The sequence below is a fragment of the Hydrogenobaculum sp. 3684 genome, assembly GCF_000213785.1.
In the GTDB taxonomy this organism is placed as follows: Bacteria; Aquificota; Aquificia; order Aquificales; family Aquificaceae; genus Hydrogenobaculum.
This window is the reverse complement of the sequence record NC_015557.1, coordinates 681,798-705,837: the sequence shown is the minus strand read 5'-3', so window position 1 is coordinate 705,837 and position 24,040 is coordinate 681,798. Positions and strand designations below refer to the sequence as shown.

The window sequence follows — 24,040 nt, the reverse complement described above, 5'->3', positions numbered from 1 at the left end:
TTAGTGAAAAATTAGGAGAATTGTTCTATTAGCTTTTTTGCACCTTTTTTTGTATCTTCGTTTACAATACCCATAAGCCTTGAAAGCTCTTCTATCCTTTCTTCTTTGGTGAGACTTTTTATTTGTATGTCGTTTGATTGTCTTTTTACCAATATGTGGTTAGAAGAAGCGGCGGCTAGGGCTGGAGTATGGCTTATGCAAATTATTTGAGCGTTTTTTGATATGTCTTTAAGAAGTTTTGCAATAGATATAGAAGCCTCCCCACTGGTGCCAGCGTCTATTTCGTCATATACGTAGGTTTCATAATCTCCAAGCACTGATGATATAGCTAAAACTATCCTTGATGTCTCTCCCCAAGAGGCTACTTCAGCTAGTTCTTTCATGTGTTCTTTTGAATAAGAAGAAAATAAAAACGTTATATCGTCTATGCCATTTCTTGATAACTCCTTTGGTTTTATATCTATATCAAAATAAGCTTCCTTTAAGTTTAAAAGCTTTAAAACGTTGTTTACTAAAGTACTTATCTCTTTAGCCTTTGCTTTTCTTAAATTAGATAGCTCATTGGCTTTTTCTAACGTATCTTTTTTAAGATACTCTATTTCTCTAAACAGGTGCTCTATGTTTTCTTTTAAAGCTTTTAGGGAAGATATATTTTCTTTGTAAGATTTTTTTACCTCAAACATTTTTTCAAAAGGCATTTTGTATTTTCTCTCTAAGGATTGTACGTTGAATATAGTTTCGTTTAACTTATCTATTAACTCCACATCAACGTATACTTTGTAAGAAGCTATAAAAGATACTGTTTCTAAGAGTTGATCTTTCAAAGCATTTAGCTTATCTATAGCCTTTTGTAAGTCTTCTTTATAAGAAAGAGCTTGGTTTATTTGGGATATTGAGTAGTTTATCTTAGAGATTGCACTATGGTCACTGTATTCTAAGGCGTTTAGCACATTTTGAATATAGGTATTTATCTTTTCTGCATGCTGTAATTCTTCTGCTTTTAACTTTATATCGTTGTAAGTATCCTTTTCTAAGTTTAAGGCTTCTAATGACTCTATAAGTTCTTTGTTTTTCTCTATCTCTTTTTCCAAAGATTCTTTTTGGAAAAGTAAATCTTTTAAGAGCTCTTCTTTTTGTTTTAAAGCATCAAAATATTCTACAAACTCTTTCTTTTTCCTTTGAATATCTTTATCCTTGTCTAGTATCTCTAATTGATGATGTTTTTTAAAAATCTTTGATTGAGAAGATTGAGCTTGGAACATAACGCTTTGTCCAAAGGTTTCTAAAACTGTTCTTTGGTTTGATGTAATTCCATTTATGTAAAACTTAGATTTTCCTGCCTTTGTTTCTCTTCTTACTATATCCTCGTTTATTTCTATTTCTACAGAGGCATTGTCAGAAGACGATGCTAAAAGCCCAAGACAAAACTTAATAGCATCCATGAGCATTGATTTACCAGCCCCAGACTCACCGGTGATAACATTTAAACCTTCTTTAAACTCTATGTATTGGGATTTTAAAAGAAGGTAAGACTCTATCTTGATACTCTTAATCATAAGCTCTTGGATTTTTGATAAGCTCTTATAAAAGTTTCCATTAATATACCTTTAAGCCCTGTTTTCTCTATGTTGTATATGCCCTCTATCGTAGTACCTGCCGGTGAGCTAACCTTTAAAATGAGTTCTTCTTCATTGTAAGCTTTTAAAAGTTCTAAAGTCCCTTCTATGGTAGCCATAGCTAAGTCATAAGACACGTCTTTGTTTAAACCCATGTAGATACCAGAAAGTCTCATGGCTTCTACAATACTTGCAACAAAGGCTGGTCCCGAACCACCAATAGCCGTAAAAGCATCAAAGTATTTTTCTTCAAGTTCATAAACTTTTCCAAGATGCTCCAACATGCTTTTTATAACTTCTTTTTTAGCATCTTCACTATAAAACCCTATTACACCCTTTTTATAAATTACAGCTAAATTTGGCATAATTCTTGTGATATAAGCATCTTTTATATGTTCTTTCAATCTTGAAACACTTGTCCCAGCAAGCATGCTTACCAATGATTTACCGTTAAAATTTAGCTCCTTCAAAGATGCTAAGTCTTGGGGTTTTATAGATAAGATAATTAAATCTACACTGTCTAACAAAAACTCAATAGAATTTGAAAAACCAATCCCGTCTTGTAGAGCCAATTCTTTTTTTGATGTGTCTTTGTCAAAGACTATAATATCGTAGTGGTCTTTTAGACCAAGGGCAAACGCCCTACCCATATTGCCGTAGCCTATTATACCTATTCTCATAAGCCATAATAACTTGCCAATGCTGCTGATATAGCTAAAGCTAATACATCTTTTGGTTTTTCGCCTTCTATTTTATAATCGTATTGACTTAACCTATTATCAAGGAAGCTTGTATCAAAATCACCTCTTATAAAATCTTCATCTCTTATTATTTCTCTATGAAGCTGTAAATTTGTTGGTATACCCCTTATAATAAATTCGTCTAAAGCTCTTTTAGCTCTTGCCACAGCTCTTTCCCAATCAAGAGCCCATACGCAGAGTTTACTTACCAAAGAATCGTAGTAAGGTGGTATTATATAATCTTTGTAAATAGCAGAATCCATCCTTACTCCTATACCACCAGGTGAGTGATAGGCGGTAACCTGCCCTGGGGATGGTGCAAAGTTTCTTTTTGGGTCTTCGGCGTTTATCCTAAACTGTATAGCGCAGCCCCTAAAAGAGATATCGTTTTGTACAAAACTAAGCGGTTCTCCGTTTGCAATTCTTATCATCTGCTCTACAATATCTATGCCTGTAACCATCTCCGTTATGGTGTGTTCTACTTGAAGTCTTGTGTTCATCTCTATAAAATAAAACTCATTGGTGGTTTGATCTAGTATAAACTCTATGGTGCCAGCACTTTCATATCCATATTTCATCATAGCTCTTACCGACATACCAAGCATCTTGTTTCTTACGTTTTTATCAAGTTTTGGAGATGGTGTTATCTCTATTATTTTTTGATGGCGTCTTTGTATAGAACAATCCCTTTCACCAAGATGCACAACGTTTCCATACTTGTCTGCTAAAATTTGGACCTCTATGTGCTTTGGTCTTTGAATATATTTTTCTATAAAAATATCTCCTTTTCCAAAAAAAGCCAAAGACTCTTTTCTGGCAGATTCAAAGCTTTGTTTTAGATCTTCTTTTTTATAAACAACTCTCATTCCCCTACCACCACCACCGTATGCAGCTTTTAGTATGATGGGATATCCTATACATTCAGCCATATCGTAAGCATCCTCTAATTTTGTAATGGGTTCATCGCTTCCGGGGACTACAGGTATACCTAAGTTTTTCATAATTTTTTTTGCTTTTACCTTATCCCCAAAGGTTTCTATCTGTTCTGGTGTAGGACCTATAAAGATAAGACCGGCGTCTATACAGGCTTGGGCAAATTCATGATTTTCAGATAAAAATCCATAACCTGGATGTATAGCGTCAGCACCTGATTGTTTTGCTATGCTTATTATCTTGTTGTAATCAAGGTAAGCTTTTATAGGATCCATGGGAATAAGATATGCCTCATCAGCCTTTTTTATATGTAAAGAATTTATATCAGCTTCAGAATATATAGCCACAGTTTTAATGTCAAGCTCTTTGCAGGCTCTTATGATACGTACAGCTACTTCTCCTCTGTTTGCTATAAGTACTTTTTTAATCATACTTTAATTATATAAAATTTTTAGGGTATATTTATGAGAAATTGGATTTTATTTTCCATAACACTTGATGGCATAGGTGGAGCCTGTAAATTCTTTTCACAGGTGGCTGATCCTTTTTGAGTTCCTAAAAGCTTTAAACTTCCGTCTTTGTAAAGCTCAAACATCAGCACTCCTTCTCCTTTGCAGTTTTGATGTATATAGTGAAATACATTTTCCAAATAGCTAAGAAAGTCAAAATAAGAACCTAGCGTGCTTATGTTTTTAGGCTTCATTTGTGGGAGGCTTTTGGCTTTTTCCTTTGAGGGTTTGATGTTTGAAGGAGTGTTAGAAGGTTTTTTTGTTTTGGATTGATCTTTTTTTTGGTTTTCACTTTTTTTAGAAGAGCCTTCTTTAGAAGATGTTTTGGTATTTACAATGGAATGTGTTTTTGTGGTAGATGTTTCTTGTTTTGGTGTTAATGTAGCTTCTTTGGCTGTTGGTATTGTAAAATTGTAGTTTGGTGTGTAGATGCTTGTTTTTTTAATGTTTTTGGCTTTTGGTATGGGTTTTTTTATAGTTTTTTGATTTTTAGTATGTTTTTTTTCTTCCTTGGAAGTGTTTGAGATGTCTTTAGGGGTTTTTTCGTTGTTTTTTTGTTTTATGGTGCTTATGTAAATTGGTTTATTTGGTTTTTTAAAGGGTATATTTATTTTTATAAAAAAAAGTAAAAAAGATAAGTGTATTAGTATTGATAGCAAAAAGCCATATATAAAAAACTTATGTTTTCTCATATTTATTTTTTACAAAATCTATAAAACCAGGAATATCTAACGTAGTATCAACACCCAAAATAAATTGATCAAAGTCTCTAAGTTTTACAAGGTCTTTTGTGGTGCAGATATAATTTTTACCTGGCTCTAAATCTTCTTTTTTAAAAAAGTAATGATCTGGAAAAACTTTTATATCTTCTATAATAAACCCTATATCTTTTGATAGATTTTCAACGAACTTTATAAAGGGCTTTTCATCTCCTATAGCACAAACTATGCTAAAACTTTTACCTTTTACATAAGATATATCAACATCTTCAAAATTTTTATCTACAAAGGCTCTAAAAATAGCTTTTGCTCTAAAGATAGGTTTGTTTATACTGATATTAGGCATATCAAAAGACTCTAATCTTGTTATAATTAAAGCATCTGCTCTATTTATAGAACTATAAGGCTCTCTTAGGTTTCCCCAAGGAAGAAGATGGTCTTTTGTACGGTTTGCTGGCATTAGCAAAATATCTAAGTCCCTTTTTATATATCTATGAGAGAAAGCATCGTCTAATATTATTATCTTTGAACCTAATTTTTTACATATCTCAGCTCCTTCTATTCTCTTAAAAGCTACTACAACATTGGCTTTGGTTTTTAGAAATATTTCTACAGCCTCATCTCCATAGATTTTTGTATCAAAAGAGCTAACTATAAGGTTTTCCCTTGATGCTCTTTTATAACCTCTTAATAATATACAAGGGTTTAAATCTTTTAACGCTTTTGCAAGGTATATAGAAACTTGGGTTTTACCAGTTCCACCTACGCTTAGATTTCCTATAGATATTACAAAAACACCTGGGTGTTTGGCTTTTAGTATATTAAAATCAAAAAGTTTATTCCTAAGCCATATACCAGCCCCGTATAGAAAAGAAGCCGGAGCCAAAAGCCCCCTTATGAAGTTCATTTAATAAGTATATCAAGTTTTAGTTTGTAGTCTCTTGTTGGTTGTCCAAAGTGCTACCAATTGATTGCTCGTAAATTTGCTTTATTATATCTGCTACAAACTGAGCTCTTTGGGTTTCTGTAAAGCTTGACTCTACTTTAGAGCGGCCATTTTTTGCAATCTCCATAGCTTGGTCTTCGTTTTCTAAGAAAAATATTAGTTTTTCTTCTATTTCAAGCCTATCAAGAGGGGTATAAGCCACTATCTCTTGGTCTGGTATAAAAAATCCCGGTAGGGATGCTCTGTAATCTATAAAAGCACAAGAACCTTGAGATATGACTTCAATGGGTGTAAAGCCTATTCCAGAAGGTACTATCGAAGGAAAGCTAAGAAACGTTATCATGGAGTTTGCGTATATGTTTAAGACATCCTCTTGGGTTTCGGCGCTTATTACCTCTTGACCTTCTTTTAACGGTACTTGAGAATCTCCTAAAATCTTTATATCTATACCTTCCAAAAAGCTTATTACAAAGAGTCTTTTTCTTGCTGTATTGTAAAGTCCAACGTTTACCAAAAAGTTTATATAAGCTTCTGGTGATTCGTTCCTCCATTTTAAAAATTTTTCTTGTATTTCGTAGTTAAAAAATGGAAGCATATATTCTACAGCGAATATAACATCTACTTCTGGGTTTCTTCGCATGAACTCCCCAACCTCTACGAATACTGGCATTACCTCTTCTGGGAAGATTTTTGCGCTTTCTTGTACTATGATATTTGGATCCACGATAGGGCCTGGGAAAAGAACTTTTATTTCCTTTTCTTGGGTTATCGGTCTTTGTAGTAGTTCTTCAGATACAAAAGGAGCTAAAAAGTATATATTTTGATAGCCTATACTTCTTAAGAAATCAGCATGTTTCATATCTGTTATCATTTGTATAAAGTTTCTAGACTCTCTTCCATTGAAAAGAGCAGGATAATATAGCATCGGATCTTCAGTAAAAACACTTATATGTAAAAAGCCAAAAGCATCACACAAAGAAACTCTATTGCCGTTGGATTCACCGTAAACCAAAGCAGAACCATTTACATCCATTACAAAAAATGGCCTTTGCTCTTGTAAAAAGTTTACATAAGCATCTATATTGTTATAATCAATATCATAAAATATAATCTCTATACCAAATTGGTTTAGTTTTTGAGCCATGCGCTCCACATAATGAGCGTTGTAGCTAAGTCCAGGTGTTCTTACAAAAATTCCTTTCATAATAAAAACTATTATAAACTAAAATCATAAGTAGAGCTTTCTTTGTTAAAATTTTAAAATAAGGGTTTTGAGTTGTAAAGTGTGCTATCAGCCGTTTTCCGCTCTTTGACTTTCCTTAGATCTGAAACGAGTCTTTGCCTCTCTCTAGTTTCTAAAGCTTTTAATAAAAAAGTATTGTAAAATATACATCTATGGATTACAAAGACACTATCAACTTGCCGAAAACAGACTTTCCAATGAAAGCAAATTTATCGGAAAAAGAGCCGGAGATTCTTAAAAGATGGGAAGGGTTGTATGAAAAATTAAGAGCACAAAGAAAGGGGAAACAACTTTTTGTATTGCACGATGGGCCACCTTATGCCAACGGCAACATCCATATAGGACACGCTTTAAACAAAATTTTAAAAGACATAATATGTAAGGTAGCTTTGATAGAAGGTTTTGATGTAGATTATAAGCCAGGATGGGATTGTCATGGCCTTCCAATAGAACAGCAAGTGGAAAAAGAGCTAAAAGCAAAAAAAATAAATAAAGAAAGCATACCAAAGGATGAGTTTAGAAGACTCTGTAGAGAGTACGCTTCTAAGTTTGTAAGTATTCAAAAAGAGGAATTTCTTAGATTAGGTGTGTTAGGTGATTGGGAAAATCCATACCTAACCATGGACCCTAAATACGAAGCTCAAGAGGTAAGGGAAATAGGAAGATGTCTTCAAAACGGTGTGCTTTACAAAGGAAACAAACCGGTTTATTGGTGTATATACGACAAAACCGCTGAAGCAGAAGCTGAAGTAGAATACAAAGAAAAAAAAGATATATCTATATACGTGAGGTTTGAGCTTTTAAAACAATCGGAAAATGTTTTAAGACAAAAGCTAGATTTACCAGATAAACCTATTTCAATAGTAATTTGGACAACTACTCCTTGGACACTTCCTGCAAACTTAGGTGTGATGGCTTCAGAAGATATAGAGTACGTGGTTGTTGAGGAAGATAACTATCTTCTTTTGTTGGAAAAGCAAAGTCAATATGTAAAAAATAAAGAGTTTATAGCTTCTTTAAAAGGTAAAGAGCTTACAGGATTAGAATATCAGCATCCTTTTATAGAAAGAACGGGCAAGATATATCCTTCTGAATTTGTGGAAGCTGGTACTGGTACAGGCTTTGTCCACATGGCACCTGGGCACGGTATGGAAGACTATATAGTGGGATTAAGATACGGCTTAGAGCCGTTTTCACCGGTGGATGAGTCTGGTAGATTTACAGAAGAAGCTCCTGAGTTTATAAGAGGTTTAAATGTATTTGAAGCAAACAACGTTATTATAGAGCACCTAAAACAAACAGGCTTTCTTTTAAAGGAAGAGGAGATTTTGCACTCTTATCCCCACTGTTGGCGTTGTAAAAACCCGGTAATATATAGAGCTACTCCTCAGTGGTTTATAGGTGTTGATATTAAAAGCCAAAAACTTCACAATAAGAGCATAAGAGAAAAAGCTATAGAAGAAACTTACAACGTAAAATGGATACCAAAGACTGGACAAAATCGTATGCTTTCTATGCTTCAAAATAGACCTGATTGGTGCATATCAAGACAAAGATTTTGGGGAGTACCTATAACGATATTTTATTGCAAGCGCTGTGGTGAACCTCTTTTAGAATCTCATATATTTGAGTATGTGGCAAAGATATTTGAACACTCACCTTACGGAGCCGACGAATGGTTTAAAAAAGACGAAAAAGAGCTTTTGCCACCAGATACAGTATGTAAAAAATGTGGTTCCAAAGACTTTGTAAAAGAAACGGATATTTTAGATGTATGGTTTGACTCTGGTTCTTCTCATGCTTCTGTATTAAGGCCAAGAGGCATAGAAAAAGCAGATGTTTACTTAGAGGGTTCAGATCAGCACAGAGGTTGGTTCCAAGCTTCTTTGTTGGAATCCATTGCTTCTTACGGAGAAGCCCCTTTTAAATCTGTAGTTACCCATGGGTTTACCGTAGATGAAAAAGGCCACAAAATGTCAAAATCCCAAGGAAACGTTATATCACCTCTTGAGATTATAAAAGAATACGGTGCAGATATATTAAGACTTTGGGTTATATCAGAGGACTATACTGAAGATATAAAACTTGGAAAATCTATATTAAAACGCCTAGCTGAAGATTATAAGAAAATAAGAAACACGTTGAGGTATTGTCTTGGAAATTTATACGACTTTAAGTATGAGTTTTCTATAGCACCAGATAAACTACATCACTTTGATAGATACATGTATGCTTACGCTTCAAAGGTTTTTGAAGAGCTTTTTAGCTTTTATAAAAATTATCAATATCATAGGTTTTACCATAGGTTGATGGAATTTGTCAGCATAGATTTGTCGGCTTTGTATTTTGATGTACTAAAAGATAGACTTTATATGTATAAAAGTGGTTCTTTTGAAAGGTTGTCAGCTCAAACGGTGCTTTATTTCTTACTTAAAAATCTTACAATTCTTCTTTCTCCGGTACTTAGTTTCACCGCTGAGGAGACTTATTCTTATATGAAAAGCATAGAAAACCATCTGCCAGAAAGTATATTTATGAATGAATACAAAGCTTCAGATTTTACCGATGAAGAGCTTTTAAAAGACTACCAAAAACTTTTACTTCTTAGAAAAGATGTATTAAAAGCTATAGAGATGGAGCGTAAAAATGATATTATAAAACATCCTTACGAAGCAAGGGTTGTTATAAAGCCAAATGAAGAGTTTTATAAGCTTTTAGAAAAATACAAAGACTATCTTCATTCGTTTTTTACCGTAAGCCAAGTGGAAATAGCAGAAAATGATGGCGAGGAGGGTGAGTATACAAAACTCCGTATTAAGGTAGAAAAAGCCAAAGGTGAAAAATGCCCAAGGTGTTGGCTTTATGTAGAAACTATGATAAATGGCGTATGTCCAAGATGTTCTCAAAATATTTAAGATATTATATTTCATTGTATTTTTATAAGATTTTAATATAATAATATTTTACAAGGAGGTATTTCATTGAAAAGGCATATTTTAAGAGCAAAGATACATAGAGCCACTGTTACAGGAGCCAACCTCAATTACGAAGGTTCAATATCTATAGATGAAAGGCTTTTAGAGGCTGGAAAGTTTGTAGTGTTTGAGAAAGTGGATATATACAACGTAAACAACGGAAATAGGTTTTCTACCTATGTGATACCAGGAAGGCCCGGTGAGATATCCCTAAACGGTGCAGCTGCAAGGTTATGTATGCCAGGTGATATTATAATCATAGCCTCTTATGCAGAAGTGGAAGAAGAAGAGCTACCTCATTTTAGACCTTACCTTGTATATGTAGACGATAAAAACAATATATTGGAAGTAAAAAGGGATATGGAGCATGTCTTTACCTTCTGAAGAAAATATATGTTTTGATAAAGTACCTTCCGTTTCAGCAGAAGAAGCAAAAACGCTTCTGGAAAAAAACAAAGATTACGTACTGTTGGATGTAAGAACAAAAATGGAATATGATAAATGGCGTATAGAAGGGGCTAAACTTTATTCTCTTGATACCTTGATGAAAACTTACAAAGAGCTAGATAAATCAAAGAAATATCTAATTATATGTTTAAGTGGTGGTAGAAGCGCTTGCGCTACTTATGCACTAAGGCAACTTGGTTTTGAAGCTTTTAATATAAGAGGTGGAATGTTGGAATGGCCTTATGAAACAATAGGTAGCTTTGACGATTTATGAGACCTTTGGTATTGGAGTTAGAGGGTTTTTTGTCTTACAAGGAAAAAACTGTTATAGATTTTTCTGATCTTTCTTTGTTTGCCATCACTGGAATGACCGGAGCTGGCAAGACCACCATAATAGATGCTATCACATTTGCCCTTTACGGTAAATGCCCAAGATTTGAAAAAGGAGCTTCTAAAGAAGACTACATATCAAAAGGGAAAGATTTTTTTAGAGTATCCTTAACATTTTCTTTGAACGATAAAACATACACCGTGGGAAGATATTTAAAGAGCGGTAAAAATATCGTAGTTTCTTTAAAAGAAAATGGAAAAGAAATAATTACAGAAGAAAAAAATAAGCTAAGGGAAGAACGAATAAAAGAAATATTGAACATGGATTACGATACTTTTACAAAAGTGATAGTTTTGCCCCAAGGAGAATTTGCAAAGTTTATTAAACCAGAAAGCCCACAAGAAAGAAGAGAAATAATAATGAGATTAAGCAATTTAGATAAAATAGATAAAATGAGAGAGCTTGCAGCTTCTCAAAAAAAAGATTTAAAAAATGAAATAGATTCGATATTGCTAATGATAGATAACTTAAAATCTACTCAAGAAAATGTAGAAGAGCTTCAAAAGAAACTAGATTCTTTGGAGCAAGAGCTTAGTGTTAAAACTTCAGAAAAAAAAGTTTTATTAGAAAAGCTTAGTAAAGCCAAAAAAAAGCAAGAATTAAAAACCGAACTAAACAAACTAACAGCCGAATATGAAAATCTAGAAAACCAAAAAGAGAAAATGGAGCTTATCAAAAAACGTATTGAGTTTTTAAAACCAAAACTTAGCCTAAAATCAGATATAGAAAGGTATATAAAGTTAAAAAACGAATTAGAGAAAACAGCGCTTGAGTTTGATAAAAAAAATAAAGAGTATTTTTTGAAAGAACAAGAATACAACAAACTTTTGATGAATTTTGAAACAATAAAAGCCGATTACGAACAGACAAAATATCAAGAGGAGCGCGTAGAAAGAGGCTATAAAATAATATCGATATTAGAGAATGCATTATCGATAGAATCTTATATAACAAACGATGAAACTAGAATAAGGGATCTTGAACAGCAGTTGAAAATTAAAAAAGGAGAAAGATCAACATTATTAGCTGAGATAGAACACTATGAAAATCTCTCAAAAGAAGTAGATAAAGAAGCTATTGAAAAAGATATTGAAAATATTACAATGATGATGAGTCAATTGGAGTTAAAGGAAAAAGAAAAGAATAAAAAACTATTAGAACAAAAAAAGCTAATGGAAGAAGTAGATGATATAAACAAAGAGATTTTAAAATACAAAGAAGAACAAAAAGAATTAGATCAAGAGTTAAACGCCAACAAGAATAATATTGTCTTATATTATAGCAACATGTTAAAAACCCTTTTAAAAGAAAACGATACTTGTCCTGTTTGTGGTGGTGTTTATCACGAAAAAGAACATACTACAATGCTAGATATAGAAATAGAAGAAGATATCATAAAAAATATAGAAGATATTAAAAGAAAAATTGCTTTGTTAGAGGATAGACTAAAATCAAAAAAAGAAGCGTTGGAAAAACTTTCAGAAGAAATAGAAAGCCTTGAAAAGGAATTGTTGGAAAAAGAGATTTTACAATCAAGATTAAAAGAATTAAAGCAAAGAAGAGAATTTCAGGATAATATACAAAAAAATCTAGAGAAATTAACAAGCAAAAAGGATAAGTTGGAAAATGAGATTTTGCTTTTAAACAAACAAAAAGAAGCTTTAGAAAAAGATTTATACAGCAAAAAAGAATCTTTGAAAACTTTAGAAAAAGAGCTTTTATCTTACGGTGTTAAAGAAGGGCATTTGCAAAATAAAAAAAATGCTATAGATCAATATAAGAATAAGTTAGATGAGATAAAAAAAGAAATACAAGACAAAAGAAAGATATACGAAGATACCAAAGAAATGATAAATACTTATGAAAAAAGTATCATGCTTTTAAAAGAACAAGTATCTTCTTTGAGCGCCAAAAAAACTACAATAAGCGAAGAACTAAATGAACTTGAGACAAAATTGTCTTCTATAGAAGATAAAGAAAAAGTATTAGAAGAGTTAAATCGTTTAGAAAATTATGAAAGAACATACAATGAATATATATTAAAATTGTCCAATTTAAAAGAACAGATAAAATTAAAAGAAAATGAAATAGCAAACATAACGGAAGAAGCACCACCCCAAGAGTTGGAAAACATGTTGGAAGTCTTAGAAGAATATGTGAAAACGCTAAATCAAGAAATAGGTTCTATAAGCTCTAAAATAAATCAGGCAAAAGAAAACGAAAAACAGATAAAAGAGCTTGAAGAAACTATAAAAGACCTTGAAAAGAAATACAATATATATGAAAGACTGGAACAAGATTTGAAAAGCGATGCACTGCAAGCCTATATATCTCAGAAAATAATAGAAGAACTGGTAAAATACGCTAACGTATACGCTTCAAAAATGGAGTTTCTATATTCTTTTAAAGTTGAAGAAAAGTCTCGTGAAAAAGATAGCATAGTAGTAGAGGACGCTTTTGGAAATACAAGGCCTATAAAATCTTTGAGCGGTGGCGAGACTTTTATAACGTCTTTGTGCTTTGCTTTAGCACTCAGCGAAGCTGTGGGTTCTCAAAATCTTAAATCACTTTTCATAGATGAGGGGTTTGGTACACTTGATAAAGAAACCCTAGAAAAAGTAGGTAATGCTTTGGAGCTTTTGAGTCAAAATATAAATAAAATGGTAGGTATTATTACACACGTTGAAAGTTTGGCTGAAAAATTTCCAAATAGGTTGATAGTAACAAAAACAAAGGATGGTATCTCAAAAATAGAGGTTGTATGATACATCACTTACCAATAATAATAAGTATGTTGGTGGCTATTGTAAGCCCTATTGTATCTTATTACGTTAAAATTCCCCTTGTTTTAGTAGAATTTATAATAGGTATATTGTTTGGAACTATTTTAGAGAAAGATATACTAAACAAAAGCGAATTGGCTTTTATATCTTATATAGGTTTTCTTATCTTAATGTTTTTGGCTGGTTTTGAAGTGGATTTTGATTTTATGGAAGAGTTCAAGCCAAGAGAGCTGATATTTGTATTTTTATACGTATTCATGCTAATACCGTTTTCTTTCTTAAGCGCATTGTCTCTTGGCTTAGAACATTCTTATGTAGTGATTGCACCACTCATATCAGTAGGGCTTGGTTTACCGATTTTAAAAGAATCTAATATAATAAAGACCGATTTGGGACAAAAGCTTTTAATATTAGGTAGTGTAGGTGAGGTAAGCAGTATATTTTATATAAGTTTTGTGAATGCGTTGCTAAAGTTTGGTGTTGCGCAGGCTATCGTAAAAACAATAATAACCTACGTTGTTCTTATATTAGCTATTATGTTTGCAAAAGCTCTAAAGAACAAGCTAAAAGAATATAGAGTAGTTGTGAGAAACATATCTTTGGAGAACACTCATATTTTTATAAGACTTGCTCTTTTTACAACGTTTATATCAGCTTCTTTGTTCGAGATAATAGGTATGGAACCTATACTTGGTTCTATGCTAAGCGGTATGGTATTAGGGTATGTAATAAGAAAAAAAGAAGTTATAAATAAGAGCTTTTACGATATGGCCTTTGGTTTTTTTGTACCTTTGTTTTTTGTATACACGGGTTTTAGTTTAAATATAGCTTACATTAGCAAGAATATTCTTATGAGCGGTGTAGAAATAGGTATCGTTTTATTTGTTATAAGGTTTGGTATATCTTTTATTTTGCTTTTGGCTGGTTTTAGATTGGTAGAATTACCATTTGTTAGTTTGTTTATAAGTTTTCCATTTACACTTTTAATAGCTTCTATCAAGATACTTTCAGATATTAAGTATATAACACCGGCTCAAGGCGTAGCAATATTGATAGGCACTGTGTTTAGTTCGCTTATCTATCCTATAATGTTTAAAGTGTTTGCAAGGTTTTATATAAAAGATGAAAATATTTGAAGGTTTTATAGCTGGTTTTACGATGGGTTTGGTCTATTTTTTAGTATTAAAAGTAAGGACTAAGTTTATCTTTGGCAAAAAATATCTATACTATATAGGTTGGATTTTATCTTTGGTAGTGTTTTCTATAGTGTTTTTATTTTTAAATAAACGTATAGCTTTTGATATGGTATCTTTTTTGATAGGTATTTTTATAGCCCAGATATCTATAGTTAGTTTTTATTTTTTTAAAAGCCAAAAAAACGATTATATAGACCAGTAGTTTTTCACAAACAAAGCCTCTAATACAAAGTTTCCAAAGAAAAAAAGCGGCGTAAGTACACCTATAAGCCATGGTTCGTCTTCAAGCAAATAGCTTATGGCGATAAAAATAGGCACACTTATATAAGAGAGTCTCGCAAAAGCGCTTGTGTTTATAAATATACCCCCCAAAGCCCATAGATATTCAAGGAGTATAAGCGTTGCAAACAACGTATAATGTAAAGGTAACCTATCGATAGCAAAAACTATTATAAGTATATATGCTATCATAATTAGTAAATTTATAAAATGATCAAATTCGTAAACTCCAAGGGGCGTTGAGATAGGATGAGATGGTATATCGTGTGGGATTAGCATGAGTATATTTGAAATACGCTTTAACAACGAAGGCTTACCCCACCAATCTTGAGCGTGGATAAAAGCTATCGGGTCTTTAAATTTGTAAAAGCTATATAAAACAAAACCGATAAAGCCCCAGACAGATAAGACACTGTACAAAATAGCTTTTGGATAATCAGTAGTTTTTTTGCTTTTAACAATATCAAAAAAGATCACTACAGATAAAAACACCGCCAAAGGACCAAACAACGTGCCAAGCCCTGCCAAAATACTGGCTATCAGATATTCACGTTTTAGGATAAAATAAAACGCACTTATGGCAAAAAAGTTCAGGGCGGAAACTGGATATGAAGACATACCAAAAAAAGAAGATGGATAAAAGCTAAATAGTAAAAGTGTCATGTGGATGGTTTTATCGTTTATGCTTAGGGCTTTTAAAAGAAGATAAAGCATATACATAGAAGCCCCTTGGAAAATAACAGCTGGTAATATATATAAAAATGATATATCCTTTCCTACAACAATGTGTATAAATTTCATTATAAGAGGATAGCCTGGGAAAAACGCTATAGTTGGAATATGCACTGTTGAGTTTCTATAACCATACACCGCTATATGTGTATACCAAACAGCATCCCAGTGCATAAAATGATTAAAAAAAGAAGGCTCATACTTAAAATGCACTGGATAAGGTCTTCCGTAATGAGGTTTTAGAAGGTTAGTAGAAAACCAGGCCACCATCAAAGTCCAGAAAAACCAGGATATAAAAACTGCAAAAATCTGCATTTATTCTTCTTTATCTTCGCAAGAGCACTCTATCGTAGACTCTTCCCAGTGTATGCAGTCGGTATCTTCGAAATCTATATCTTCTTCAAACATCTATGACCTCCTTTCTAGAAGGAATATAAACGTTTTTATTGCCTAATTTATCTTTTAATACAAGCATTTTATCCTCTTCGCCATGTATTAGGCATATTTTTTCGGGGTTTGCGGCATTTACCCATTCTATAAGCTCAGATTGATCTGCATGAGAAGAAAAGCCGTTTACTGTGTATATTTTAGCTCTAATATTGATAGGTTCTCCCATCACAAAAACTGGGTTTTGTTTTTCTAAAATCCTTCTTCCCAGTGTACCATGCGGTTGATAACCTACAAAAACTATAGCGTTTTGTTCTTTGTAAGCGTGGTGTCTTATGTGATGAAGTATCCTACCACCGCTTAGCATACCACTACCCGCTATTATGATAGCTCCTTCTTGAATATCGTTTATTTGCTTTGATTCTTCTACATCTCTTACCATTGTAAGATAAGGAAGGCTAAAGGGGTCTTCTTTTTGCATGATATCGTAAGTTTCTTTTCTAAAATACTCTGGATTTCTTAAAAATACCTTTGTTACACCTGTAGCTAAAGGTGAATCTAAAAATATTTTACATTTTGGCAAAGAACCTTCTTCGTAAAATTCTCTTAATACATATAGTATATCTTGGGTTCTTTCTAAGGCGTAGCTTGGTATTAAAACGTTACCATGTTTTATGGTATTTTTTATAATCTCTTTAAGTTCTTCTTTTGACTGGTCAAAGCTTTTATGAAGCCTATCACCGTAGGTGCTTTCCACATAGACAACATTTGCTTTTGAAGGTAGGCTAAAATCTCTTACTATGGGTTTTCCTTTGTTGCCTAAATCTCCAGAAAAAACGATTCGTTTATCTTTATACTCTATCTCGTAAAAACAAGAACCAAGGATATGTCCAGCATCTTTAGGCGTTACTTTTGCCCCAAGTACATCATAGGTTTTATTGTAAGAAAATATAGGTTCAAAATGCTCTAAAGCCTCAAAGACATCATCCTCATCGTAAAGAGGTTCTAATGGCATTTCTTTTATACTGCCCCTTTGAAACTTTCTCATATGAGATTTATAATTTTCAAGCATTACTTTAGCAGTATCTAAAAGCATAAGCCTTGAAAGTTCATAAGTAGGATTTGTACAGTAAATTTTACCTTTAAAGCCGTTTTTTACTAGCATGGGAAGACGACCGCAGTGATCTATATGAGCGTGTGTTAAGAGCACCGCATCTACTTCTTTTGGGTCAAAACCAAGTTCTTCTGATTTTTCTTCATCCACCCCTTGAAAAAGCCCACAGTCTATAAGTATCTTCTTATCATCCAATATAAGCATATGAGCACTACCAGTTACCGTTTTAGCGGCACCGTAAGATATGACTTTCATAAACTCTCCTTAGGATGCATAATAAGTTCAACGTAAATATCATCTTTGAAATACTTATCTAAAAGTCTTAATATATCGTTCTTGTCTACGTTGTCTATGTTGCTTTTAAAATATTTAAAATAGCTTATATCCTTTACCACCGCAGAAGAAAACCCCATTAAATCAGCTTCAGATTCTGGGTTTTCCAATACAAAATCCTCTTGGTTTAATATTTTATTTTTAGCTTTTTGTATGTCCTCATCTTTTAAATGAGATATTTTTTCTAAAAGCTCAAACACCTTATTTTTAAAAGTATCTACTTTGTCGTAGTCAGTTATTGCAAAAATTGTGTAGTTGTTGTCTTGCTTGTGAGCTCCGTCCTGACAGGAAAAAGAATAAACTATACCCTTTTCTTTTATCTCGTTGTGGATAAGAGAGGTCTTGCCACCAGATAGTATCTGGTCAAATACTACAAATGGATAATACATTTTTTCACCTATGTTAGGAGCATCCCAACCTATTGCATAGTATGTTCTATCTATCATTGGATCTTCCAAAACTTCTTTTCGTGGAAACTTCTTTGGTGGTTCTGGTACATATATAGAAGGTCTAATGTTGTTTTTGGGCTTTTGAGAAAACATATCATATATAAACTTTATATCCTCCTCAGAAACGTTTCCAGAGATGCTAACTGTCATGTTTAGTGGTTGATAGTAAGAGTTGTAAAAATCAAGAAGCATTTCTTTGTTAAAGTTTGATATGGTTTCTTCGTAGCCGATTATTGGATACATATAGTTTGAAACTTTGTAAAAAAGCCTATCAAAACGTTCAAAAAATCTATTTATTGGGCTATCCATTCCTCTTTTTAGCTCTTCTATTACTATGGGTTTTTCCTTTTGGATCATATCTTCTTCTAACTTAGCCCTTAAAGTGAGACTTTCTAATATATCTACAGCCTGTCTAAGGTAGTTAGAGGATATATTTATATAGTAATATGTAAAATCTTTTGAAGTGGCAGCGTTTATTTGACCTCCCAACCCTTCTACCAAAACGTCCAATTCACCGTAATCATACCTTTCAGAGCCATTGAAAAGCATGTGTTCAAGGAAATGAGCCATTCCCTTTTCCTTATAATCTTCATAGCTAGAACCTACGCTAAACCAAACTTGGATGGATACAGATTCTACGTCTGGTCTTTTTCTTATATATACTTTTGCGCCATTTTTTAACTGTTCATAGATTATATCAGCTATGTATTTCTTCATTTTCTTCTGTTATTTTTATTTCTATATCACTGTCTGCAAGCCTATTTATAGCAAAGAACGTTTTTTTGATAAGCTCTCTTTTTCCTCTTATAAAAGAGCTGTCGTCTTCTTGCATTAGTTTTTCTGTATATTTAACAGCTGCATGTACAAGTTCGTATTTGTTGTTAACTTTTTTAAGGGCTTCATAAATCTTTGGTCTCGAAGACATCACACTTACCTCCTTCTAAAATATCTATTATATCATTTCCTACATGCTCTTTGTGCTCTAAAAAGTATTCTCTTCTTGATTTGTTGCAATAAATAATAGATTTAATCATGTTTACAGTTTCGTCCACATATCTATTTACTACAATAAAATCAAAATACTTGGCACAAGATATCTCGCTTTTTGCAGCTTCAATTCTATTTAAAGCGTTTTGGTCTTCAAAGCCCCTATTTTTAAATCTTGCATAAAGCTCTTCCAAAGAAGGAGGCATTAAAAATATCAAAAGAGAGGAAGGGAAAAGTTTTTTTATATTTTTAGCGCCTTGTACATCTATTATGAGTAAAGCATCGTATCCTTTTTCTATAAGATTTTTAACGCTTTTTATAGGAGTTCCATAGTAATAGCCGTAAACGTTTGCATATTCAATAAATTCGTTGTTTTCTATCATGCTTTTAAACTCTTGCTCAGATAAAAAGATATAATCTATACCGTCTTGTTCGTTGGCCCTTTTTGGTCTTGTGGTTGCAGTAATTACCCTTTTGAGCGTTTTAAGTTCTTCTAAAAGTTTATAGGCTATGGTGGTTTTACCAGCTCCAGATGGTGCAGACAATACTACAATGTTACCCATGAAACATATCTCTTAATATTATATCAAACAATACGTTTGGGAAAATTCCAAAGAAAAAAACAATTATAAGAAAAGCGCTAATACCTATTGTATCAAATAAATTAAGCGACAACGAAACGTTGTCATTCGTAATAGGTTCTTTAAAAAACATATAAACGATTAATTTTAAATAATAACCAGCAGCTATAATACTACCTATAACAAACAAAATAGCGAAAAACCAAGCGTTGGAATTTACAAGACCTAAAAAGATCCCTAACTTACCTATAAAAGTAGCAAAAGGCGGTATACCTATTAATGCAAACAAAAACAAAGCTAAAGCGGTCGCTAGAAATGGACTTTTTCTATAAAGGGCCCTGTAGTTGTTCATATCGTGATTCCACGATTGGTTTTTTTCTAATATTGAAAGCACCAAAAAAGCACCTGCTGTAGCAAAAGCGTAAACTATCACATAAAATATTGTGGAGCTTACCGACAGAGGATTATATCTTGAAAAACCTATAAGGAAATAACCAGCATGACCTATTGAAGAATAAGCCAACATTCTTTTGGCAGAATTTTGAGCGTAAGCTACTAAGTTTCCCCAAAACATTGATATAACACCTACAATACCTACTATATAGCTAAAATTGTTGGTTACGGGGAATATATAACTTGCCAACAAAAATATAACTGCGTAAAATCCTATTTTTGGAACTGTAGATATAAAGGCTGTGGTAGAAGTAGGAGCCCCTTCGTAAGCGTCTGGTGTCCAAAAATGAAAAGGAGCAGCCGATACTTTTAAAGCAAAAGCTACAAACAAAAACAAAGATGCCAAAGCAAAAGCACTGTTATGGTTAACAGATACACTTATAATATCAAGATGAGAAGTAGCTCCTATATAAAAGGCACTTCCAATACCAAAGAATGCAGTAGCCATGCTCCCAAGCACAAGATATTTAAAAGATGCTTCTTTGGATATGTAATCATCCCTTAACATACCAACAGATATATACATGGATATAGATGCAAGTTCTAGCCCAGCCAATATTACTGCCAGATTTTTAGAAGATACCATTATCGAAAGACCTAAAGAAATAAGAAGAAACGTATATACATTTTCTACGAAAGTTTTTTTGCTTTTGAAAAAACTTACAGAGCTAAATATCACAAAAGATGTAAGTATGTATATTACACCTTTTAAAAGCAAAGAAAAAACATTTATATCAAGTAGCCATTCGTTGAAGCGATATCCTGCCAATGAGTATTTAATAGCTAGCACGCCGCTTACAAAACTTATTGAAAACCCGAGAAAACCTATAAGGTCAAAGCTTGGTAAAAATAGTTCTAAAATTATCAGAAATATTATACCTACGGTTGTGATAATATCAGGATACAATGCCTTCATCAAAATCTCCCCAAAATAAGCTTTGATGTTTGAGAGACTATGTTAACAAAGTTATATGGCATAATTCCCATAATAAAAGCCCCAAAAAGTATTAGAACAAAAGATATTATGTGGTGAAGCTCCAAGTCCATGGTATGTTGAAGTTTTTGGATTTTAGATTCTGGTAAAGAGGCAGATTCAAGCATTACATTCTTATACATATACAAGAAATATGCTGCGCCAAGCACCATTCCTACACCAGCAACAATAGCCCACATTGGGAAATATTTGAAGGTGCCAAGTAGTATTAAAAACTCAGAGACGAAGCCAGAGAAACCAGGAAGCCCTATAGATGCCAAACCGCTTATCATAAATAAAATGGCAAAGTTTGGAAGGTATTTGGCTATACCGCCTAAATCCGACATCTCGTAAGAGTGAAATCTATCGTATATAAAACCGGCTGCATAAAATAGGGCTGCGGAGCTAAGTCCATGAGCTATCATCATATAAGAAGCCCCATTTATAGCACTCACAGAAAGGGCAAATGTTCCAAGGGTCACCATTCCCATGTGGCTTATTGAAGAATAGGCTATTAACTTCTTTATGTTTGTTTGAGATATAGCCATCATAGCAGCGTAAATAATGGCTATGATACTAAGCACAAACATTACAGGAATAAATATTTTGGAAGCTTGTGGGAAAAGTGGAAGAGAGTATCTTACAAAGCCAAAAGTACCCATTTTTAGCAAAACACCCGCTAAAACTACTGAACCAGCCGTAGGAGCTTCTACGTGAGCATCTGGAAGCCATGTGTGGACAGGCCACATAGGTACTTTCACTGCAAAACCTATACCAAAAAGCACAAAAAGTATTATTTGAAGCCAGATAGGATAAGCTATGTGTCTGTGAAAATCATATTCAAAAGATATATGACCGCTTATGAAATAACCATAAACTATCATTGTAGCTAAACCAAGCAATAAAAATAAGCTACCGAAAAATGTATATATAAAGAATTTGTTAGCAGCGTAGATTTTTCTATCATGTCCCCAAAAACCTATTATGAAGTACATAGGGACTAGCATTCCTTCCCAGAAAAGGTAAAACAAGAATAGATCAAGGGCAGAGAACGTACCAAGACAAGTGGTTTCTAGTATAAGAAAAAGAGCGTAAAAAAGCGTAGGCTTTTCCTTTACTTTTATAGCCCATATAAAAACTGTAAAAAATATAAGAGCGGTGAGAGTAAACAAAGATACGCCAAGCCCATCTAAGCCAACATCGTAATTTATGCCAAGGGATGATATCCATGGTACAGTGGTCCTATAAAGAAAATGGTGAGTATTTGGATTAAAGTTAACAAGTAGTATAACGCTTAAGGCAAAAACGACCCCTGATATTGCTATAGATACTACCTTAGTAAGCCACTCATTTCTGAAAAGAGACACTATAAAAGCGCCCACCAAAGGTAAAAATATAGCTATATTGAGAATACTAGCCATTTAGGATACCCCCTTTAAAGATTACTAAGATTAAAAGCAAAAATACAAAAACAACACCGTAAAGCATATACAAAGCGTAGTAATTTAACTTACCATTCTGAAGCCTACTAATAGGTTTACCGTAATTTGACGTAGCACTTGCCACCCCATTCACAAATCCATCTATTATTATACGATCTACTGCTTTATATACAAGCCTTGATATGACAAGATAGCCTTTTGCTATTATGTTGTGATAGATATATTCTGTGTAAAACTGGGACTTCATAAGAGTATGTATAGGTTTAAATAGTTCATAAAGGGTGTTTGGATCCACAAACTTTTTGACATACAAAAGATAAGAAAGGGATATGCCTAATATGGCCACTATGATACCGTAAATAGAATGTGCTATGAAAGAAGAAGGTGCTTCTATAGGACTATTCATATAGGAGAAATAATTCCAAAGCAAAAATCCACCCATAAGGGATAAAAAGCTTAGTATAAGCATTGGAAAGCTCATTACGGGTTCCACTTCATGAGGTTCTTCATGGTAATGTCCTTCTCCTAAGAACACCACAAAGGCTTCTCTGGTTATGTAATAAGCTGTAAGCAAGGATGCAATGAGTATTAAAGTAGCTACAAGTGTATTTTTATCCATTATTGAAGATACTATGGCATCTTTTGAAAAATAACCGGCAAATGGAGGGAAACCAGAAAGTGCCAATGCACCTATCATAAAAGCTCCAAAGGTAACAGGCATGTATTTCTTGAGTCCACCCATTTCAAATATGTTTTGGGTGTGATGATGAAGCCCTGTTATTACAGCACCAGCGGCTAAGAATAAAAGAGCTTTAAAGAAAGCGTGTGTTGTAAGATGAAACATAGCTGCTGTTGGAAATCCCATACCAAGGGCTGTAAACATGATTGCCAGCTGGCTCATGGTAGAAAAAGCTATTATCTTTTTTATATCATCGTGTACTGTAGCTACCAAGGCGGCAAAAAGCATTGTAACAACACCTGTTATTGTTATGTAGCTAAGCGTTGTTGAAGATAAAGAAAATATTGGATAAAGTCTTGCCACCATATAAACACCTGCAGCCACCATTGTAGCAGCGTGTAGAAGAGCTGATACAGGAGTTGGACCAGCCATTGCATTAGGAAGCCAAGTATGAAGAGGTATTTGCCCTGATTTACCCACAGCACCACCAAAAAGAAGAAGTGTTGCTAATGTAATACCAGGAACATAACTGGCATTCTCAAAAAGCTTTGGTAAGGATAATGTCCCAAACAACCAAAAAGTATATATGATGCCTAAAATAAAAGACCAGTCTCCTATTCTATTCATCACAAAGGCTTCTAAGCTTGCCTTTGTAGCAAACTTCTCTTCATGAAAGTATCCTATCAAAAGATAAGATGCAAGACCAACGCCTTCCCATCCAAAGAACATAAGTATAAGAGAATCTCCTAAAAGTATAAGAAGCATGGAGAACAAGAACAAGCTAAAGTATGCAAAGAATTTAAACGTCCAGTTGCCAAAAAGATATCTCATATAGCCTATTGCGTATACAAATATAACACTGGCTACGAAAGTAACCGTAACTGTAGTGCTAATAGATAGCTTATCTATATATATACCTATATCTACAGATGTATTTGATAAAGGTAAGAATTTGTAAAATACTATATCTTCAGGGCCTTTCATAGAAAGCATGGTGATAAGAGCCACTATAAAGCTCAGTATACCAGCACCAGCGTTTATTACACCTGAGGCAAAATCACCTATGCGTCTTCCAAATAGTCCTATCGTTATAAAAGATAACAGCGGGAAAAGAAGTATTAGAGATTGCATCT

Annotated in this window: 20 protein-coding genes; 6 read left to right on the top strand and 14 right to left on the bottom strand. The window is 33.3% G+C overall.

Annotation, left to right across the window (positions count from 1 at the left end; all coding sequences use genetic code 11):
- Nucleotides 1-11: 11 nt before the first annotated feature.
- The 6 genes from HYD3684_RS03880 to HYD3684_RS03855 are packed head-to-tail and all read right to left on the bottom strand — an operon-like array spanning nt 12 to nt 6,667.
- Entirely contained in the window at nt 12-1,556 is a 1,545-nt protein-coding gene (locus HYD3684_RS03880) for an AAA family ATPase (protein WP_015419383.1), read from the bottom strand.
- Entirely contained in the window at nt 1,553-2,296 is a 744-nt protein-coding gene (gene proC / locus HYD3684_RS03875; protein ID WP_015419382.1) for a pyrroline-5-carboxylate reductase, read from the bottom strand. The genes HYD3684_RS03880 and proC overlap by 4 nt, the downstream gene beginning before the upstream one ends.
- Complete coding sequence (accC, locus tag HYD3684_RS03870) at nt 2,293-3,720, bottom strand: acetyl-CoA carboxylase biotin carboxylase subunit (RefSeq protein ID WP_015419381.1); 1,428 nt, start codon at nt 3,718-3,720, stop codon at nt 2,293-2,295. The genes proC and accC overlap by 4 nt, the downstream gene beginning before the upstream one ends.
- A 20-nt stretch (nt 3,721-3,740) precedes the next feature.
- Nucleotides 3,741-4,490, bottom strand: a complete 750-nt coding sequence (locus HYD3684_RS03865) for a hypothetical protein (RefSeq protein ID WP_015419380.1) — start codon at nt 4,488-4,490, stop codon at nt 3,741-3,743.
- Nucleotides 4,477-5,424: a tetraacyldisaccharide 4'-kinase gene (lpxK, locus tag HYD3684_RS03860; RefSeq protein WP_015419379.1), complete on the bottom strand. Its 948-nt coding sequence runs from the start codon at nt 5,422-5,424 to the stop codon at nt 4,477-4,479. The genes HYD3684_RS03865 and lpxK overlap by 14 nt, the downstream gene beginning before the upstream one ends.
- A 19-nt stretch (nt 5,425-5,443) precedes the next feature.
- Nucleotides 5,444-6,667, bottom strand: coding sequence for a glycosyltransferase (locus HYD3684_RS03855; RefSeq protein ID WP_015419378.1), 1,224 nt, complete (start codon nt 6,665-6,667; stop codon nt 5,444-5,446).
- 191 nt (nt 6,668-6,858) lie between these two features.
- Here HYD3684_RS03855 and ileS point away from each other — a divergent pair, with 191 nt between their 5' ends.
- The 6 genes from ileS (at nt 6,859) to HYD3684_RS03825 (ending at nt 14,700) form a co-directional block, all read left to right on the top strand.
- Nucleotides 6,859-9,621, top strand: coding sequence for an isoleucine--tRNA ligase (ileS, locus tag HYD3684_RS03850; RefSeq protein ID WP_015419377.1), 2,763 nt, complete (start codon nt 6,859-6,861; stop codon nt 9,619-9,621).
- Nucleotides 9,622-9,687: 66 nt separating this feature from the next.
- Nucleotides 9,688-10,065, top strand: a complete 378-nt coding sequence (gene panD, locus HYD3684_RS03845; RefSeq protein ID WP_015419376.1) for an aspartate 1-decarboxylase — start codon at nt 9,688-9,690, stop codon at nt 10,063-10,065.
- Entirely contained in the window at nt 10,049-10,402 is a 354-nt protein-coding gene (locus HYD3684_RS03840; RefSeq protein WP_015419375.1) for a rhodanese-like domain-containing protein, read from the top strand. The genes panD and HYD3684_RS03840 overlap by 17 nt, the downstream gene beginning before the upstream one ends.
- Nucleotides 10,399-13,284, top strand: coding sequence for an SbcC/MukB-like Walker B domain-containing protein (locus HYD3684_RS03835; protein ID WP_015419374.1), 2,886 nt, complete (start codon nt 10,399-10,401; stop codon nt 13,282-13,284). Before HYD3684_RS03840 ends, HYD3684_RS03835 begins: the two co-directional genes overlap by 4 nt.
- A complete protein-coding gene (locus tag HYD3684_RS03830; RefSeq protein ID WP_015419373.1) occupies nt 13,281-14,438 on the top strand; it encodes a cation:proton antiporter in 1,158 nt (385 codons plus the stop codon). The genes HYD3684_RS03835 and HYD3684_RS03830 overlap by 4 nt, the downstream gene beginning before the upstream one ends.
- Entirely contained in the window at nt 14,425-14,700 is a 276-nt protein-coding gene (locus HYD3684_RS03825; RefSeq protein ID WP_015419372.1) for a hypothetical protein, read from the top strand. The genes HYD3684_RS03830 and HYD3684_RS03825 overlap by 14 nt, the downstream gene beginning before the upstream one ends.
- Here HYD3684_RS03825 and HYD3684_RS03820 read toward each other — a convergent pair.
- The 8 genes from HYD3684_RS03820 to nuoL all read right to left on the bottom strand — a co-directional run bounded on the left by HYD3684_RS03820 (nt 14,685) and on the right by nuoL (nt 24,038).
- A complete protein-coding gene (locus tag HYD3684_RS03820; protein ID WP_237698640.1) occupies nt 14,685-15,824 on the bottom strand; it encodes a hypothetical protein in 1,140 nt (379 codons plus the stop codon). The two genes, HYD3684_RS03825 and HYD3684_RS03820, sit on opposite strands and share 16 nt — an antisense overlap.
- 85 nt (nt 15,825-15,909) lie before the next feature.
- On the bottom strand, nt 15,910-17,265 hold the full coding sequence (locus tag HYD3684_RS03815; RefSeq protein ID WP_015419370.1) for an MBL fold metallo-hydrolase: 1,356 nt from the start codon (nt 17,263-17,265) through the stop codon (nt 15,910-15,912).
- The gene (locus HYD3684_RS03810) at nt 17,262-18,509 is read right to left on the bottom strand and encodes a pitrilysin family protein (protein WP_015419369.1); all 1,248 of its coding nucleotides are present in this window, start codon (nt 18,507-18,509) and stop codon (nt 17,262-17,264) included. The genes HYD3684_RS03815 and HYD3684_RS03810 overlap by 4 nt, the downstream gene beginning before the upstream one ends.
- On the bottom strand, nt 18,490-18,717 hold the full coding sequence (gene rpoZ, locus HYD3684_RS03805; protein ID WP_015419368.1) for a DNA-directed RNA polymerase subunit omega: 228 nt from the start codon (nt 18,715-18,717) through the stop codon (nt 18,490-18,492). The genes HYD3684_RS03810 and rpoZ overlap by 20 nt, the downstream gene beginning before the upstream one ends.
- Nucleotides 18,692-19,342, bottom strand: a complete 651-nt coding sequence (gene gmk / locus HYD3684_RS03800) for a guanylate kinase (RefSeq protein WP_015419367.1) — start codon at nt 19,340-19,342, stop codon at nt 18,692-18,694. Before gmk ends, rpoZ begins: the two co-directional genes overlap by 26 nt.
- The gene (locus tag HYD3684_RS03795; RefSeq protein ID WP_015419366.1) at nt 19,335-20,729 is read right to left on the bottom strand and encodes an NADH-quinone oxidoreductase subunit N; all 1,395 of its coding nucleotides are present in this window, start codon (nt 20,727-20,729) and stop codon (nt 19,335-19,337) included. The genes gmk and HYD3684_RS03795 overlap by 8 nt, the downstream gene beginning before the upstream one ends.
- On the bottom strand, nt 20,729-22,207 hold the full coding sequence (locus tag HYD3684_RS03790) for a NuoM family protein (RefSeq protein ID WP_015419365.1): 1,479 nt from the start codon (nt 22,205-22,207) through the stop codon (nt 20,729-20,731). Before HYD3684_RS03790 ends, HYD3684_RS03795 begins: the two co-directional genes overlap by 1 nt.
- Complete coding sequence (gene nuoL, locus HYD3684_RS03785) at nt 22,200-24,038, bottom strand: NADH-quinone oxidoreductase subunit L (protein ID WP_015419364.1); 1,839 nt, start codon at nt 24,036-24,038, stop codon at nt 22,200-22,202. The genes HYD3684_RS03790 and nuoL overlap by 8 nt, the downstream gene beginning before the upstream one ends.
- Between the last annotated feature and the right edge of the window lie 2 nt (nt 24,039-24,040).

Excerpts from the sequence above, each read along its gene's own strand:
- HYD3684_RS03825 (WP_015419372.1), top strand. The coding sequence starts at position 14,425 with ATGAAAATATTTGAAGGTTTTATAGCTGGTTTTACGATGGGTTTGGTC.
- HYD3684_RS03820 (WP_237698640.1), bottom strand. The coding sequence starts at position 15,824 with ATGCAGATTTTTGCAGTTTTTATATCCTGGTTTTTCTGGACTTTGATG.
- rpoZ (WP_015419368.1), bottom strand. The coding sequence starts at position 18,717 with ATGTCTTCGAGACCAAAGATTTATGAAGCCCTTAAAAAAGTTAACAAC.
- HYD3684_RS03830 (WP_015419373.1), top strand. The coding sequence starts at position 13,281 with ATGATACATCACTTACCAATAATAATAAGTATGTTGGTGGCTATTGTA.
- ileS (WP_015419377.1), top strand. The coding sequence starts at position 6,859 with ATGGATTACAAAGACACTATCAACTTGCCGAAAACAGACTTTCCAATG.
- HYD3684_RS03880 (WP_015419383.1), bottom strand. The coding sequence starts at position 1,556 with ATGATTAAGAGTATCAAGATAGAGTCTTACCTTCTTTTAAAATCCCAA.
- nuoL (WP_015419364.1), bottom strand. The coding sequence starts at position 24,038 with ATGCAATCTCTAATACTTCTTTTCCCGCTGTTATCTTTTATAACGATA.
- HYD3684_RS03865 (WP_015419380.1), bottom strand. The coding sequence starts at position 4,490 with ATGAGAAAACATAAGTTTTTTATATATGGCTTTTTGCTATCAATACTA.
- HYD3684_RS03855 (WP_015419378.1), bottom strand. The coding sequence starts at position 6,667 with ATGAAAGGAATTTTTGTAAGAACACCTGGACTTAGCTACAACGCTCAT.
- gmk (WP_015419367.1), bottom strand. The coding sequence starts at position 19,342 with ATGGGTAACATTGTAGTATTGTCTGCACCATCTGGAGCTGGTAAAACC.
- proC (WP_015419382.1), bottom strand. The coding sequence starts at position 2,296 with ATGAGAATAGGTATAATAGGCTACGGCAATATGGGTAGGGCGTTTGCC.
- HYD3684_RS03790 (WP_015419365.1), bottom strand. The coding sequence starts at position 22,207 with ATGGCTAGTATTCTCAATATAGCTATATTTTTACCTTTGGTGGGCGCT.
- accC (WP_015419381.1), bottom strand. The coding sequence starts at position 3,720 with ATGATTAAAAAAGTACTTATAGCAAACAGAGGAGAAGTAGCTGTACGT.
- HYD3684_RS03840 (WP_015419375.1), top strand. The coding sequence starts at position 10,049 with ATGTCTTTACCTTCTGAAGAAAATATATGTTTTGATAAAGTACCTTCC.
- HYD3684_RS03835 (WP_015419374.1), top strand. The coding sequence starts at position 10,399 with ATGAGACCTTTGGTATTGGAGTTAGAGGGTTTTTTGTCTTACAAGGAA.
- HYD3684_RS03815 (WP_015419370.1), bottom strand. The coding sequence starts at position 17,265 with ATGAAAGTCATATCTTACGGTGCCGCTAAAACGGTAACTGGTAGTGCT.
- HYD3684_RS03810 (WP_015419369.1), bottom strand. The coding sequence starts at position 18,509 with ATGAAGAAATACATAGCTGATATAATCTATGAACAGTTAAAAAATGGC.
- lpxK (WP_015419379.1), bottom strand. The coding sequence starts at position 5,424 with ATGAACTTCATAAGGGGGCTTTTGGCTCCGGCTTCTTTTCTATACGGG.
- HYD3684_RS03795 (WP_015419366.1), bottom strand. The coding sequence starts at position 20,729 with ATGAAGGCATTGTATCCTGATATTATCACAACCGTAGGTATAATATTT.